16 protein-coding genes and 1 tRNA gene are annotated in these 14,507 nt (G+C 69.7%); 6 read left to right on the forward strand and 11 right to left on the reverse strand.

Annotation, left to right across the window (positions count from 1 at the left end; all coding sequences use genetic code 11):
• The first annotated feature begins 76 nt into the window (after positions 1 to 76).
• Entirely contained in the window at positions 77 to 730 is a 654-nt protein-coding gene (locus LF262_RS08885) for a hypothetical protein (RefSeq protein ID WP_235779951.1), read from the forward strand.
• 144 nt (positions 731 to 874) lie between these two features.
• Here the strand turns inward: LF262_RS08885 and LF262_RS08890 are convergent, their stop codons facing one another.
• Both LF262_RS08890 and LF262_RS08895 read right to left on the reverse strand, forming a co-directional pair.
• Entirely contained in the window at positions 875 to 1,555 is a 681-nt protein-coding gene (locus LF262_RS08890) for a winged helix-turn-helix domain-containing protein (protein WP_235779952.1), read from the reverse strand.
• Positions 1,552 to 2,775 (reverse strand): sensor histidine kinase, encoded by a 1,224-nt coding sequence (locus tag LF262_RS08895; RefSeq protein WP_235779953.1) that lies wholly within the window; start codon positions 2,773 to 2,775, stop codon positions 1,552 to 1,554. The genes LF262_RS08890 and LF262_RS08895 overlap by 4 nt, the downstream gene beginning before the upstream one ends.
• 176 nt (positions 2,776 to 2,951) lie before the next feature.
• On the opposite strand from LF262_RS08895, the gene phoU reads away from it, so the two are divergent.
• On the forward strand, positions 2,952 to 3,611 hold the full coding sequence (gene phoU / locus LF262_RS08900) for a phosphate signaling complex protein PhoU (protein ID WP_235779954.1): 660 nt from the start codon (positions 2,952 to 2,954) through the stop codon (positions 3,609 to 3,611).
• 80 nt (positions 3,612 to 3,691) lie between these two features.
• On the opposite strand, the gene LF262_RS08905 is transcribed toward phoU, so the two are convergent.
• The 4 genes from LF262_RS08905 to LF262_RS08920 form a co-directional block, all read right to left on the reverse strand.
• A complete protein-coding gene (locus tag LF262_RS08905) occupies positions 3,692 to 4,438 on the reverse strand; it encodes a phosphoglyceromutase (protein ID WP_235779955.1) in 747 nt (248 codons plus the stop codon).
• 102 nt (positions 4,439 to 4,540) lie between these two features.
• Positions 4,541 to 5,365, reverse strand: a complete 825-nt coding sequence (locus LF262_RS08910) for an O-methyltransferase (RefSeq protein ID WP_372462757.1) — start codon at positions 5,363 to 5,365, stop codon at positions 4,541 to 4,543.
• Positions 5,366 to 5,434: 69 nt separating this feature from the next.
• Positions 5,435 to 5,758: a DUF2516 family protein gene (locus tag LF262_RS08915; RefSeq protein WP_235779956.1), complete on the reverse strand. Its 324-nt coding sequence runs from the start codon at positions 5,756 to 5,758 to the stop codon at positions 5,435 to 5,437.
• Positions 5,759 to 5,767: 9 nt separating this feature from the next.
• The gene (locus LF262_RS08920; protein WP_235779957.1) at positions 5,768 to 6,937 is read right to left on the reverse strand and encodes a trans-sulfuration enzyme family protein; all 1,170 of its coding nucleotides are present in this window, start codon (positions 6,935 to 6,937) and stop codon (positions 5,768 to 5,770) included.
• 115 nt (positions 6,938 to 7,052) lie between these two features.
• Here LF262_RS08920 and tmk point away from each other — a divergent pair, with 115 nt between their 5' ends.
• From tmk to LF262_RS08935, 3 genes are read left to right on the forward strand one after another with little or no spacing between them, the layout of a single operon-like run.
• Entirely contained in the window at positions 7,053 to 7,739 is a 687-nt protein-coding gene (gene tmk / locus LF262_RS08925; protein WP_235779958.1) for a dTMP kinase, read from the forward strand.
• Positions 7,736 to 8,878, forward strand: coding sequence for a DNA polymerase III subunit delta' (locus LF262_RS08930; RefSeq protein WP_235779959.1), 1,143 nt, complete (start codon positions 7,736 to 7,738; stop codon positions 8,876 to 8,878). Before tmk ends, LF262_RS08930 begins: the two co-directional genes overlap by 4 nt.
• An 8-nt stretch (positions 8,879 to 8,886) precedes the next feature.
• On the forward strand, positions 8,887 to 10,563 hold the full coding sequence (locus tag LF262_RS08935) for an alpha/beta hydrolase (RefSeq protein ID WP_235779960.1): 1,677 nt from the start codon (positions 8,887 to 8,889) through the stop codon (positions 10,561 to 10,563).
• A 73-nt stretch (positions 10,564 to 10,636) separates the two neighbouring features.
• On the opposite strand, the gene LF262_RS08940 is transcribed toward LF262_RS08935, so the two are convergent.
• Entirely contained in the window at positions 10,637 to 11,356 is a 720-nt protein-coding gene (locus LF262_RS08940; protein ID WP_235779961.1) for an HAD-IA family hydrolase, read from the reverse strand.
• 220 nt (positions 11,357 to 11,576) lie between these two features.
• On the opposite strand from LF262_RS08940, the gene LF262_RS08945 reads away from it, so the two are divergent.
• Positions 11,577 to 11,649, forward strand: a tRNA-Thr gene (locus tag LF262_RS08945).
• 169 nt (positions 11,650 to 11,818) lie between these two features.
• Here LF262_RS08945 and LF262_RS08950 read toward each other — a convergent pair.
• The 4 genes from LF262_RS08950 to LF262_RS08965 all read right to left on the reverse strand — a co-directional run bounded on the left by LF262_RS08950 (position 11,819) and on the right by LF262_RS08965 (position 14,507).
• Entirely contained in the window at positions 11,819 to 12,178 is a 360-nt protein-coding gene (locus LF262_RS08950; protein WP_235779962.1) for an SPW repeat protein, read from the reverse strand.
• 151 nt (positions 12,179 to 12,329) lie between these two features.
• Positions 12,330 to 12,833, reverse strand: a complete 504-nt coding sequence (locus tag LF262_RS08955; protein ID WP_235779963.1) for a universal stress protein — start codon at positions 12,831 to 12,833, stop codon at positions 12,330 to 12,332.
• Between the two features lie 40 nt (positions 12,834 to 12,873).
• On the reverse strand, positions 12,874 to 13,797 hold the full coding sequence (locus LF262_RS08960; protein ID WP_235779964.1) for an NAD-dependent epimerase/dehydratase family protein: 924 nt from the start codon (positions 13,795 to 13,797) through the stop codon (positions 12,874 to 12,876).
• Positions 13,798 to 13,904: 107 nt separating this feature from the next.
• Positions 13,905 to 14,507 carry a DUF6328 family protein gene (locus LF262_RS08965; protein ID WP_235779965.1) on the reverse strand — a complete coding sequence of 201 codons (603 nt, stop codon included), beginning with the start codon at positions 14,505 to 14,507 and terminating at the stop codon, positions 13,905 to 13,907.

The following is a 14,507-nucleotide window of genomic DNA, read 5'->3' on the forward strand; positions in this document are numbered from 1 at the left end:
CCGAATCTACAGAACGTCGAAGTTGGGGATACGCTAGGGGCGACCAGACATCCTCCACCCTCTTCAGGAGCCAGCTGTGCGTTTTTCTGCAACGAAGCCGGCCAAGCGCGTCGCCCTCGTCGCCGCGCTGGGCGCCGGCCTGCTGACCGCCACGGGCTGCGGCTACATCAACGCCCAGCAGACCGCCCACACGTACTCCGCGTCAGACGGCATCCGTGCGGACATCGGTTCGGTGCAGTTGCGTAACATGCTCATCGTCACGTCCGGCACCACGGGCTCCTCCAGCAGTGCGGATGCGCCCGGCCGTCTGATCGGCACCGTCTTCAACACCTCGGGCCAGGACATCACCGTCACCCTCAAGAATGACGCGAAGACCGTGCGCGTCAACGTCCCGAAGAAGGGTGAGACTGACCTCTCGAAGTCGAGCACGGACACGATCCTGCCCAAGACGGGCGCGGCACCCGGCGCCATGGCGAAGGTCACCGTGACCGCCGAGGGCACCACTCAGGACGTGCAGATCCCGGTCGTCGACGCCACGCTCCCCGAGTACCGCTCGTACGTCCCGACCCCCGCCGCCAGCTCGAGCGCCTCCGGTTCGGCGTCGGCGTCCGGTTCGGCTTCCAGTTCCGCTTCGGGCTCTGCCTCCGGGTCCGCTTCGGCGTCCGGGTCCACTTCGACGTCCGGCACCGGTTCCGCCTCCGCGTCCCCCTCTGCGACCTCGAGCCGCTAATCCTCCCCCCGCGGGACCTGCCCCGGGCGGGCCCGCACGTGATGCACGACGTCGGCCGCTCACCTGTGAGGTGAGCGGCCGACGCTGTGCTCAAGACCTCCGGTCCGGTCGCGCCTGAAGGGGCGGTCCCGGACCGGTGGAGCGTCACGGCTCGAACTTGTAGCCCAGACCGCGCACAGTGACGAGATAGCGGGGGCTTGAAGGGTCGGGCTCGATCTTGGAGCGAAGGCGCTTCACGTGCACGTCCAAAGTCTTGGTGTCCCCCACGTAGTCCGAGCCCCAGACCCGGTCAATGAGCTGCCCACGCGTGAGCACGCGGCCCGAGTTGCGCAGCAGCATCTCCAGGAGCTCGAATTCCTTCAGCGGGAGGGACACCTGCTGGCCGTCCACGCTCACCACGTGCCGCTCGACGTCCATACGGACCGGGCCGGCCTGGACGGTCGAGGAGATAAGTTCCTCGGGCTCGCCGTGGCGGCGCAGGACGGCCCGTACCCGGGCTACCAGCTCACGGGACGAATACGGCTTGGTCACGTAGTCGTCCGCACCGAGTTCGAGGCCCACAACCTTGTCGATCTCCGAGTCCTTCGCCGTGAGCATGATGACGGGCACGCTCGAGCGCGCACGCAGCTGACGGCACACCTCAGTCCCGGGGGTTCCGGGGAGCTGCAGGTCGAGCAGCACGAGGTCGGCGCCGTTGCGGTCGAATTCGACGAGCGCGTCGCTGCCGTTGTCCACGACCTCGACCTCGTAGCCCTCCTTTGCCAGGAGGAACGAGAGGGGGTCGCTGAACGACTCCTCATCCTCGACGATCAGGATCCTGCTCAAGCCATCGCTCCTTGCTCGGGCGTCCGCCCGGCCATCCGGTCATGCCGTTTCTCCCCCGCTGGGGTGTCCCCTGCAGGGCTGTTCCCTTCCGGGTCCTCTTCCATCTCGGGCAGCCTCACCGTGAAGGTGGAGCCCTTGCCCAGCTGCGACCACAGCGTCACCTCGCCGCCGTGGTTCTCCACAACATGCTTGACGATGCTCAGTCCCAGACCCGTGCCACCGGTCTGCCGCGAACGTGCCGCGTCCACGCGGTAGAACCTCTCGAACACGCGCTCCTGGTCCTCCGGCGTCATGCCCTCTCCCTGATCCGTGACGGACACGGACACCAGGCCGTCCTTGTGCCTGAGGCCGATCCCGATCTTGGTGCCCTCGGGCGAGTAGCGGATCGCGTTGTCGATCAGGTTGCGGAACGCGTTCGTGAGGAGATCCGGGTCGCCGAACACGGGGACGTCCACGCGCCCGCCCACGCGCACCTCGATCCTCTTCGCCTCGGCGGCGAGGCGGGAGCGGTCCACTGCGTCGGCCACGACCTCGTTGAGGTCCACGGCCCTGCCCCGGTGCACGACGTCGGCGCCCTGGAGGCGGGAGAGTTCGATGATGTCCTGGACGAGCGCGGCGAGGCGGCTGGCCTCCTTGCGCATCCGCGCAGCAAAGCGCCGAACGGCGTCCTCGTCGTCTGGACTGGCCTCGAGGGCCTCGGCGAGGAGGGAGATGGCGCCGACCGGCGTCTTGAGCTCATGGGAGACGTTCGCGACGAAGTCATTGCGGATGCGCTCGGTGCGGGTGATTTCCGTGCGGTCATCTGCCAGCAGGAGGATGTACTCGTCACCGAGCACGGCGGCCCGGACGTTGACGATGATGGTCCCCTGGCCGAGCGGGCCGCGTGGCAGCTCGAACTGCTTCTCGAGGATCACGCCGTTGCCGCGCACCTTGGCCGTCATCTTCAGGAGCTCGCGGTGCACCACCGTGTGCCCGCGCACCAGCCCGTAGGCGTAGGCAGCCGGGCTGGCCCGGACCACGCCATCGATCGCGTCGACCACCACGAACGCCTTGCCGAGGACCGAGAGCACGTCCGCCGCCCCGTCAGGGAACCCCGGATCGCTCGCGGGGCCCTCGAGGAGGCGGCGCTGGCGCTGGCTCGCCCGGAACGCGAGCACGCCGAACGCGCCGAAGGACAGGCCGATCAGGCCCGCCACAATGCCGACGACGAGTGGATCCACAGTAGCTAGCTTAGGCCGCGCGGACCCCGCACTCAGACGGGCGGCTGGATGCGGACCGCCGGTTCAACTAACGTTCACCTCGAGGCGGGCAACAATTCACCCGCCGCTGAGAGTGTGACGAGTCGGAGCGCCCGACTGCGCTCCTGACTCGTGAACCCCTGTGAAAGGACGCCGCCGTGCGAAAGGTATTCCAGGAGGAGCTGCAGAAGGTCCACGAGGATCTCGTCGAGATCTCGCGCCTCGTGGCCGCCGCGCTCGAGAGGGCCGTCGAGTCGCTCACGAACGCCGACGTCGAGCTGGCCCAAGAGGTCATCGCGGGCGACGCCCGCATCGACTTCCTACAGACCGCCCTCGATGAGAAGGCCATCGAAATCCTGGCGCTCCAGGGCCCCGTCGCATCGGACCTGCGCATCATCGTGGGCTCGCTCCGCATGAGCGCCTCCCTCGAGCGAATGGGCGACCTCGCCCGCCACGTGGCCCAGCTGACCCGCCTCCGCTACCCCGAGAACGCCGTCCCCGACTCGCTGACGAAGACGTTCGCCCGCATGGCCGAGCTCGACGCGACGATCATCGACGAGGTGACCGCCCTTCTCGAGGACCACGACCTGACCCGCACGAGCAAGATCCAGGCTGCCAACGCCGAGCTCGACGAGCTGCACGCGGGCATCTTCCGATCCATCGCGGACCCCCAGTGGGCTGAATCGCCGGCCGTCGCGGTCGATGCAGCGCTCCTCAGCCGCTACTTCGAGCGCTTCGCGGACCACGGCGTGTCCGTGAGCCGCAAGGTGTCCTACCTCGTCACCGGCGAGTGGGACGGGGACAACACCTCGAACTGACCCGAGCACGACGTCGGCCGCCCATCCCAGCGGCGGGGTGGGCGGCCGACGTCGTCCGTGAGGCGATCCTGCCGGAACCCCTACTTGCGTCCCTGGTTCTTGACCGCCTCGATCGAGGCCGCGGCCGCCTCGGGGTCCAGATAGGTACCGCCCGCGTTGGTGGGCTGGAAGTCCTCGTCGAGCTCGTAGACGAGCGGGATCCCGGTGGGGATGTTCAGGCCTGCGATGTCATCGTCGCTGATGCCATCGAGGTGCTTCACGAGCGCACGCAGCGAGTTGCCGTGGGCGGTGACGAGCACCGTTTTCCCAGCCGCGAGGTCTGCCTTGATGTCCGACTCCCAGTACGGCATGAGCCGCTCGAGGACGTCCTTGAGGCACTCGGTGCGCGGAATGTCGTCGCCGAGGTCTGCGTAGCGGGGGTCGCCGACCTGCGAGAACTCCGAATCGTCGGGGAGCCCGGGCGGCGGCGTGTCATAGGAGCGGCGCCAGACCATGAACTGCTCCTCGCCGAACTCCTCGCGGATCTGGGCCTTGTCCTTGCCCTGCAGCGCGCCGTAGTGACGCTCATTGAGGCGCCAGGAGCGCTTGACGTCGATCCAGCCGCGGTCCGCGACATCCAGGGCGATGTTCGCGGTGTTGATCGCGCGCTTGAGGCGGGAAGTGTAGAGGATGTCCGGCAGGAGGCCCTTGTCCGCGAGCATCTGACCGCCGCGGCGGGCCTCCTCGCGGCCCTGATCGTTCAGGTCCACGTCCACCCAGCCGGTGAACAGGTTCTTAGCGTTCCACTCGCTGTGCCCATGGCGCAGCAGGATGAGGGTGTAGGTCATGGGCCAATGCTATCGGCAGTGGCGAGACACCGGCGTTTCCGTGACGCCGCCGAGGTCGGGCACAGCGATGCCGAAATCGGGGCCTGCAAGCCCGAGGTCGGGTCAGCGGATCCCGCCCGGTGCCACGGCCTCCCAGGCAACGGTGATCTCTCCGAGCCGCCACCGGCTCGGGCCATGGAACACGGGCCAACCCTCAGCCTTGACCGCCCGGCACACGGCGAGCCAGCGCTGCCGCACCCCGAAGGGAGCGAGCGGAGCGGCGGCCAGCCATGCGGCGTCGAGCGCGGAGAGGAAGGCGTGCACGGGCTCGCCGGGGACGTTGCGGTGGATGAGCGCCTTGGGGAGACGTTCGGCAACATCAGAGGGCCGCTCGAACGAGCCGAAGCACACCGCGAGGGAGAGCGCCCGGGGGCGGGCGGCGTCGAGCGTCACCCATGCCGCACGGCGGCCGATCTCATCGCAGGTGCCCTCGACGAAGATGCCGTCGGGAGCGAGCCGTGACCGGACGAGGCCCCAGATGCCGGGAACGTCGCCCTCCTCGTACTGCCGAAGGACGTTGAACGCGCGCACAAGCACCGGCCGTCCCGCGACCGGCAGCTCGAAGCCGCCCACTCGGAAGTCCAGGCCCTCGCGCTCGAGGGGTTTGGCGGCCGCCACTCGACCCGGATCGATCTCGATTCCCGTGAGGCGCACATCGGGGCGGACGGCACGGAGACGGGTGAACAGCTCGAGGGCCGTGACAGGGGAGGCACCGTAGCCGAGGTCGACGGCGTGCGGTGCGTGCCCGTGGGCCAGGAGCCTGCGCGCCTGCGTCCCGGTGATCCAGCGGTCCACGCGGCGCATCCGGTTCGGGTTCGTGGTGCCGCGGGTGACGTTGCCGACGGCGCCGCCCCGCACCACACGCACGGGCCTCGCCTTCTGCACCACGCAAGACAGCCTAGCCTCGTGCGCGGCCTGCCTTCGCGCTCACACGACCCGACCTCAGGCGGGGAGCGATCAGCGGTGGGCCACCGCGGGGCGCACGTCGGCGAGGTAGACGCCCGCGGCAGTCACGGCCGCAATGTTGAACAGGCCGTATCCGCCGAAGCCGAAGATGAACCCGCTGCCCTGAGGCAGGAGCAGTCCGAGAAGCGTCACGAGGGCGGCCCCGCCGGTGACCCCGAGCCAGAAGCCCTTGGTGCGCTTGGAGTTCGCCTCGAACGCGGGACCTCTGCGGATCACGCAGTCCAGGAACGACCACACGGCAACGGCCGCACAGATGAACCCGGTCACGTAGAACGTGGCCAACTGGATCCAGGAGATGAGGAATTTGCCGTCCACGGGACCAGCCTACAGCCCGGCGTCGAGCGCCCGGCGCAGGTCCTCCCACAGGTCCTCGACGTTCTCGATCCCCACACTCAGGCGCACGAGCCCCTCGGGCACGGTGAGCGGCTCGGCGGCGTGCCGGCGACGGCGCTCGATCGTCGACTCGACACCGCCGAGGCTCGTGGCGGGGAGCCACAGCGCGAGGCGGCCCACGAATGCGTCGGCGGCCGCGGCGCCGTCGAGCTCCACGCTCACGATTGAGCCGAAACCCGTCAGCTGCGCGGCTGCGCGCTCGTGGCCGGGATCCGAGGGGAGCCCCGGGTACCGCACCCGTACGACGGCGGGGTGGGCATCCAACCGGCGCGCGAGCTCACCGGCTGTGGCCTGGGACCGCTCGACGCGCAGCGCAAGCGTGCGCAGGCCGCGCAGCCCGAGCCAGGCCTCGACCGGGCCGGCGATCGCGCCGTGGAGGGTGCGGTGCTGGTGCAGGCGCGAGCGCAGCTGCTCGGTCGCGGCGACGGCAACACCGAGGAGCACATCAGAGTGCCCGGCCAGGTACTTCGTCGCCGAGTGCACGACGACGTCCGCGCCCACCGCGAGCGGCTTCTGCCCCAGCGGGGTCGAGAACGTGTTGTCGACGATCACGAGCACTCCGGCGGCCTGCGCGGCGGCGACGAGCGCGGGCAGGTCGGCGACCTCCATCATCGGGTTGGTGGGGCTCTCGACCCACAGGGCGTCGGCACCGTCCAGGGCAGCGACCGTGGCCTCGGTGTCGTCGATGTCCACCTCGAGGAGCGTGAGCTCCCCGCGCTCCGCCTTCAGCTGGGCCAGGCCGAGCGTTCCAGAGTACGAGTGCCGCGGGGCCACGAGCACTCCGCCGACCGGCACCAGGCTCATGGCCGCGGCGATGGCCGCCATGCCGGAGCCGAAGAGGAGCGCGGGGAACCGTGAGCCCTCGAGCTTTCCCACCGCGTCCTCGAACGGATCCCACGTGGGGTTCGAGAACCGCGCATAGCCCCTCGAGCCTTCGCCGACCCCGCCGAGCCCCACAAAGGTGGAGGAGAGGACGATCTCGGGGTTCACCGGGGAATCCGGCCCGCGCTCTGGACGGCCGGCGGCGACGGCGAGCGTCTCGGGGGCAAGGGCGGCGAATGCCGCGTCGTCGAGGTGGGGATACGCGGGGTCAGAGGTCATGCCTTCCAATCTAGCGGTGTGGCGCTCGCCCCAAGGCCGCGGTTTGTCCACAGGGGTCCGCGCTGTCCAGCCTGCTGTGACGGAGAGTGCCAGCGCCGCCGGTACCCTTGAAGTGGTGAACTTCCCCCGTCCTGTCCCGTCCAGCCCCGGCCCGAGTTCCGCCCCGGGGCTCTTTGTCGCGTTCGAGGGCGGCGACGGCGCCGGAAAGTCCACGCAGGCCCGGCTCCTCGCCGACGCGCTGCTCGCTGACCGGCGCGAAGTGCTCCTCACCCGCGAACCGGGCGGTACCCAGATTGGCGAGAAGCTGCGCGGCCTCGTGCTCGAGCATGGCCACGGCGAGATCGATGCGCGCACCGAGGCGCTCATCTTCGCCGCCGCCCGCGCCGCCCACGTCGCGCAGGCCATCCGCCCCGCGCTCGCGCGGGGCGCCGTCGTCATCACAGACCGCTACATCGGCTCCTCGATCGTGTATCAGGGGATAGCGCGCGGGCTCGGAGCGCGGGACGTGCGCGGGCTCAACGAATGGGCCACCGAGGGGCTCTGGCCGGACCTGACCGTAGTGCTCGATGTCGACGAAGCGGAGGGACGGACCCGCCGCACCGCCGGGAACACGGCTGAGGACCGTCTGGAGTCCGAGCCCGATGCCTTCCATCGCAGCGTCCGGGAGGCGTTCCTGGACCTCGCCTCCGGACCTCCCGACCGCTACATCGTGCTCGACGCGGGCCGCCCCGCCACGGAACTCGCCGCCGAGATCGCCGAGCGCGTGCGCGCGGTGCTGCCTGCAGGCGAGGTGCCGGCATGACGGTCTGGGATGAGCTGCGAGGCCAGGCTGCGATCGTGGAACAGCTGCGGCGAGCGGCGGCCGGCGAAGGCCTGACCCATGCCTGGCTGTTCACCGGGCCGCCCGGGTCCGGCCGGTCTACCGCTGCCAAGGCGTTCGCTGCGGCATTGAACTGCGAGGTCGAGGACGTCACCGCGCGCGGCTGCGGTGTGTGCGCGGGGTGCAGGGCGGTGCTCGCCGAGTCCCACCCGGACGTCCAGTTCGTGCGCACCGAGAAGGTCACGATCACCATTGAAGAGGCACGGGAGATGGTCGCCAAGGCCGGTGACCGGCCCCAGAGCGGGCGTTACCGCATCATCGTGGTCGAGGACGCGGACCGCATGGCCGAGCGCACCACGAATGTGCTCCTGAAGGCCATCGAGGAGCCTACTCCGCGGACCGTCTGGATGCTGTGCGCCCCCTCCCCGGCGGACGTCCTCGTGACCATCCGCTCGCGCTGCCGGCCGGTCGGCCTGCGGCTTCCTCCGGTCGCGGACGTCGCGGCGCTGCTCGTGGAGCGCGACGGCGCCGACCCCCACCTCGCGCTCGAGTCGGCCCGCGCCGCGCAGAGCCACATCGGGATCGCCCGGCGCCTCGCCCACGATGAGGCGGCTCGGGCACGGCGATCTGACACGGTCCGCGCGCCCCTGTCGCTCAGGACGGTCTCGCAGGCAGTGGTGCTCGCCGAACGGCTCGTGAAGACCGCCACCGACGAGGCAAACGCTTCCAACGACGAGCGCGACGCGGCCGAGCGTGCCCGCCTCCTCGCAACCCTCGGGGTGGCCGAGGGGGACAGACTTCCGCCCTCCCTGCGGTCGCAGCTGCGCCAGCTCGAGGAGGACCAGAAGCGCCGCGCCAAGCGCTCCGTGACGGACTCGCTCGACCGCACGCTCACGGACCTCCTCTCGTTCTACCGGGACGTGCTGATGCTCCAGCTCGATGGAGGGGTCGAGCCCGTCAACACCGAACTGGCCGCCGAGGTCCGCGAGTTCGCCGCGGCATCGACCCCCGAGGCCACTCTGGCCCGGATGGATGCCATCAACACCACCCGCCAGCGCATCACCACCACGAACGTCGCCCCGCTCCTCGCGGTCGAGGCGATGGCCGTTGCCCTGATCTGAGGAGACCTGTGACGTTCCCTGCTTCCCTGCGCCCTGACGGCGGAGCCGAGGACCACTCGCCCGCCGCATCGGCGCGGAAGGCGAGCGGCGCCGTCGTGGGTCGGAGCGTGCGGGTGCGGCGGACGCAGCGGGTACGCCGGACGGTGCGAGGACGCGGAAGCTTCCGCACGCGGCTGGGCGCGGTGCTTGCCGCGGTGGCCACGGCCGTGCTGGTGCTCACGGGGTGCACGCCGTTCGGCGCACCCGGCGCGCAGCCGAGCAGCGACCCGGCGGCAACCCAGGGGGCGCCGCCCGGGCTCGAGCGCTTCTACACGCAGGACGTCGCCTGGCAGCCTTGCGAGGGTGGGAAGTTCGAGTGCGCCACGGTGTCGGTGCCGATCGACTACGCCAGCCCGTCCGGGGACACGGCCAAGCTCGCCCTCATCCGGCTCGCGGGCCGCAACGCGAAGGCCAATCTCGTGGTGAACCCCGGCGGCCCCGGCGGCTCGGGGTACGACATGGTGAAGGACTCGGCCCAGACCATGTTCTCGGCCAAACTCCTCGATGCCTACACCGTGATCGGATTCGATCCGCGCGGTGTGAAGCGCTCGGCGCCCGTGACGTGCGTGGGCGACACCGAGCGCGACGCGCTGCGGCAGGAGACCTTCGATCCGAACACCGCCGCAGGGCTGGCTGCCCAGTTCGCGGCGCAGAAGAAACTCGTCGACGCGTGTGAGGCCAATACCGGGCCCATCCTCGCCCACGCCGACACCGTCTCCGCGGCGAAAGACCTCGACATCATCCGCGCCGCGGCCGCCCACCAAGTGCACCTCGACTACCTCGGCTACTCCTACGGGACTTTCCTCGGCTCGACGTACGCCAGCCTGTTCCCGGACCGGGTAGGGCGCATGGTGCTCGACGGCGCACTCGACCCCTCTCTGGGCAACCACGAGATCACCCGCGGCCAGGCGAAGGCCTTCGAGATGGCCATCCACGCGTACGTGCGCTCATGCCTCTCCAAATCCGACTGTCCCTTGGCCGGCCCGGAGGACAATGCCGTGGCCCAGATCCGCTCGCTCGTGACCTCAACGAAGGAGCGGCCGCTGTCCACGAGCAGCGGCCGGATCCTGAACAGCACGGACTTCGTCAACGGCTTCATCCTGCCCCTGTACAACGACAGCAACTACCCCGCCCTGTCCCAGGGCCTCAAGGGTGCGCTGCGCGGCGACGGCAGCAGCATGCTCCGCCTGGCCGACATCGCCGCGGACCGAGAGCAGGACGGTACGTACAGCTCCAACAGCACGTTCGCCTTCACGGCGTACAACTGCCTCGACTACCCCACTGACGCGGACCCTGCCGCCATGCGGGCCGAGGACGCGGAGCTGCGGCGGGACTCCCCCACACTCGGCGAGTTCTTCGCGTACGGCGGGGTGAACTGCCGCGACTGGCCCTACAAGCCCGTCCGCACACCCGCGCCAGCGCACTATACGGGCCAGAGCCCCATCCTTGTAGTGGGCACTACGGGAGACCCGGCTACGCCCGTGCAGTGGGCGGGCAACCTCCGCGACCAGCTGGGCAACGCCGCGCTCCTGACATGGAAGGGCGAGGGGCACACCGCGTACGGGCGCGGATCAAAGTGCGTCGACAACGCGGTCGACTCCTACCTTGTGGACCGCAAGGCGCCTACGGATCGCGCACAGTGCTGATCCCGGGCCAGCCCGCCGCTGCCTGAACCCGACCGCTGCGGTGAGGGGCGGCGTCGTGCGTCTGGGATGAGGGTCAGCCGAAGGCGGAGCTCCGGGCCGGCCACAGGATCCCGGGAACGTCCGCAATGGAGGGCACGACGGCGCCAGCGCCGGCGGCTTCCAGCTCACCGGCGGCGTTCGCTCCCGTCAGCACCCCGATCGCCAGGCCGGCACCGGCCCGCCGGCCCGAGGCGATGTCCGCCGCGGTGTCCCCCACCACCACAACGTCCCGCACGTCCGAGATATCGAGGGCGAGGACGGCCGTGAGCACCATGTCCGGGTACGGGCGTCCTCGCCCGGCGTCCTCAGAGCAGAGGGACAGATCGGCCAGTCCCATCCAGCCCAGGGCCTCGAGGATGCTGTTCTGGGTGTGCCGGCCGAACCCCGTGGCAAAACACACCTTGACCCCGCGGTCCCGCAGGAGGTGGACCGTCTCCTCCGCCCCCGGGATGGGCTGCACGGCGCCTCCCGCAATCATCGAGTCGTAGGCTGCGGCAAAGGCGCGCCCAGCAGCCTGGGCTGCGGCGGCGTCCTCCGCGAAGACCCGCGCGAACAGCTCCGTACGGTCCAGACCCGCGCTGCGGCGCGACTGGGCGAGAGCGTCCTCGAGCCGCTGCCCCTGCACTCCTCCGGCACGGAGCGCCTGGTCGACGGCGCGCTCAGCGGCGCCGCCGTCCGTCACCGTGGTGCCGTTCATGTCCAGCACGGCCAAGCGCACGGTGCTCTCTGGTGCAGGCCGCCAATGCAGCGTCACGGATGGGACCTCTTTCCACTCGCCGGCCGGGCCTCTGCCCGGGCTCCCGGCTCTGCCCGGGCCTGCCGAGCATCCCAGACGGGCTCGTCGGGTTCCTGAACGCACCGGGTACGCCGGGTGAACACGCTCACAGCGGCAAGCGGCCGACTACGTTTTGACCGAGGATGCGGGACTCGATTAGAGTTGTTTCCCGGTGGTTCGCCTCGCGGATCGCAGGAATGCCTCCCTAGCTCAGACGGTAGAGCGTCTCACTCGTAATGAGAAGGTCAGCGGTTCGATCCCGCTGGGAGGCTCCGGTGCAGCAGCAGGCCTCGCTTCCCTTGTACCACTGGGAAGCGGGGCCTTGTTGCGTCCCCGATCCGCGACGTCCACGTGAGCGAAGAGTCGGGGGGCGGCCCGCACAAGACCCGCACAAGAAAGGGCCGCGGCCCGAAGGCCGCGGCCTGTGTGAGGATGACTCGCTCAGTGCGAGGGCATCACCCGATGGTGCCTGGCGTCGTTGGCCGGTTTGAAGGCCGCAGCTGTCACTCCAGCGGCGATGATGCCGGCGATCCACGATGTCCAGGACGCACCCGTGTGGCTGGTGTACGCGCCTATCCACGGGGACACGAACAGCAGGATGCCGAGTGCACACTGCACATATTCGAGCCACGGTGTACCGGGCAGCGACAGGTTGAGGACGCCCGAAACGATCAACAGGACCCCGAACACGAGCATGAGCGACGTCGACGACGCAGTCTGCGCCGTCCACATCGTTGCGAGCGCCGCGTAGAGGCCAGCCACGATCGCGACGTAGTCCTCCCAGCGCGTCCACTTCTTCATGGGTTGCTCTCTCCTCCCAACTCTCTACCCCCGGTCCCCCCGGGGGGATCGGTCAGTGCTAGTGTTGGTCGGTGCATGCGCGCCGGCGCCCGAAGCGCTGGCCGATTCCAGTACACCCCCGAGAGTGGATGCTGTAAAGAGCATGAACGCCCTAGTGCGCGGCCATTTTTCCAGACTCCACACGTTCCCCTGACTGCTCGTCTCCCTGCGCGTGCAGCACCATGACGGGGCATGCCGCGTGTTCGGCGCACGCGCGGCTCACAGACCCCAGCAGCATGCCCATGAATCCGCCCAGACCACGTGATCCAACGATGAGCATGGCGGCGTCTCGACTCGCCTCGACGAGTACTCGCGCGGCGCGCCCCTCCACGGTTCGTGCACTCAGGCCTTCGGGCCGCTCGTCACCGTACGCGTCGTTGAGCGCCTCCTCGAGTACGGTGGCCGCGTCCTGCTCCGGGTTCCATTCGATCCCGGAGTACTGGAGGTACCCAGCAGAGCTCGTGGGAAGATGCCACGCTGCGATGGCGGCAATCGGGCCGCCCACTGTGGGCTGGAGGCGCGCAGCCCACTTCAGGGCCTCGATCGAGAGTGGCGAACCGTCGACGCCGACGACGATCCCGTGTGGCTGACGGGCAGAATCCTGTGCTTCGCTCATAGCCCGAGGGTACGGCGGGACTCTGGGACCGCCTAGGGACTTAGGCCCGTGACCTCCACCATGCCACCGTGGCCGAGGCCGCCTCCTCGAGCGCCGTCGGCGCCAGGCCGAGCCTGTCCTGCGTGATGCTGGAGTCCATGACGAACGGCCGGGCGAACTGGTACGCCGTCTCCCCCACCTCGCGAAGCAGGGGAACGACGAGTCCACCGGCGCGGACGAGCCAGGCAGGCAGCACGCGGATCGGCGGCAGCTCCACGCCCGCGGCGTGTGCGAACGCCGCGGCCAACTCTCGCTGGCTGAGTGCAGGGAGGCTCGGAGCGTGGTGCATGCGGCCCCACTGCTTCGGATCTCGGGCCACCGCGATCATGGCCACCGCGAGGTCCTGTACGTAGGTGAAGGTATGCGGCTGGTCCGCGCTTCCGATCAGGTCGAGGGGCTTGCCTGCGAGGATCCGCGGCAGCATGCGGTCGCCGGCGTGGGAGGCGAGGACACGCGGCCCAAAGAAGTCGCTCGCGGCAACGCTCGCGCTCCGAGCGGGGTGCGCCTGGCGCTCTCGGATGAGCTGCGCCCGCACTCCGCGCTTCCCACCTACTGCGTTGCGTTCGGAGTCCTCGGCCATCGGCAGGTCCGGCCGCGGGTAGGCGTAGAGGTTCTCAACGAAGACGACGACGGCGCCCGCGGCCTCGGCGGCGTCGAGCACCGAGCGCTGGGCGCGGGGCAGTTCCCGTGCCCAGGCCGCCGCGGAGTAGGCGGTGCTCAGGGTGTAGAACACGGCGGAGGTGCCGTCGAGCTCGCGGGCGAGCAGCGCGCCGTCGTTCACGTCCACAGCCCTGAGATCGATGAGGGGATGTGCGGGACCGTTGCCCGAGCGGGTGATCACCTTTGCCCGCTCCCCCTGCTGTGCGAGCTTCTGGGCAACGGTCCAGCCGGCCACGCCGGATCCGATCACCGCGTACCGCTGCATTCGAGGCCCCTCTCCCGCCTAGTGGAACCGTGGCCGCTCCCTCGCCACCACACTAGGCCGCCGTGGTTCGGCGTACAGAACCATGAAGCGGGCTCCCCGTGGGAAGCCTATCGGCCCTGGTCACGCCGGAGGCGGACCGCCTTGCGTCCGTGCCCGGGCCGGCCCTCGCTCTCAGGTCTGACGGTCTCCGTCTCAGGGAGCTTGGTGGGTTCTGGGAAGCGGGAGATCATCGCGGGGACCGCCAGGAACGTGAGGATGCACAGTAGTCCGAGGCCTCCTCCGGCCACCCAGGACTGCCAGCGGCCGAGCACGACATCGAAGATGAGCGACGACGTGCCGACAATCAGGACCGCGGCGAGTCCGAGCGCTACCTTCGCCGCCCATGAGCCGCTCGCGACCAAACGGTCCTTCACCTGTTTGCGGAAGAGCCATCGGTGGACACTCAACGGCGTCAGCACCACGAGCAGCGCGATGGCGGCGGTCACGACCATGATGAGGTAGAGCGCGCGCGAGTAGTCGTCCAGCGCGGCGAAGCGCGATTGGAAGGGCAGTGTCAACAGGAAGCCCGCAACGAGCTGGAGCCCCGTCTGGAGGATGCGCAGCTCTTGAAGGATCTCGGCCCAGTTCCTGTCCAGCTTCTCGGCATAGGTCTCCCGGCGGTGGTAGAGGGCGGAGCGCTGAGGGGACCGTTCAGTGGCTCCGGATGCCAT

Origin of the sequence: Sinomonas notoginsengisoli, from assembly GCF_021554725.1 — a bacterium.
In the GTDB taxonomy this organism is placed as follows: Bacteria; Actinomycetota; Actinomycetes; order Actinomycetales; family Micrococcaceae; genus Sinomonas; species Sinomonas notoginsengisoli.

Bases quoted from the DNA above. Each gene is read 5' to 3' on its own strand.
- LF262_RS08905 (WP_235779955.1), bottom strand. From the start codon at position 4,438: ATGACCTACACCCTCATCCTGCTGCGCCATGGGCACAGCGAGTGGAAC.
- LF262_RS08920 (WP_235779957.1), bottom strand. From the start codon at position 6,937: ATGACCTCTGACCCCGCGTATCCCCACCTCGACGACGCGGCATTCGCC.
- LF262_RS08930 (WP_235779959.1), top strand. From the start codon at position 7,736: ATGACGGTCTGGGATGAGCTGCGAGGCCAGGCTGCGATCGTGGAACAG.
- LF262_RS08950 (WP_235779962.1), bottom strand. From the start codon at position 12,178: ATGAAGAAGTGGACGCGCTGGGAGGACTACGTCGCGATCGTGGCTGGC.
- LF262_RS08955 (WP_235779963.1), bottom strand. From the start codon at position 12,833: ATGAGCGAAGCACAGGATTCTGCCCGTCAGCCACACGGGATCGTCGTC.
- LF262_RS08960 (WP_235779964.1), bottom strand. From the start codon at position 13,797: ATGCAGCGGTACGCGGTGATCGGATCCGGCGTGGCCGGCTGGACCGTT.
- LF262_RS08965 (WP_235779965.1), bottom strand. From the start codon at position 14,507: ATGGCATCCGGAGCCACTGAACGGTCCCCTCAGCGCTCCGCCCTCTAC.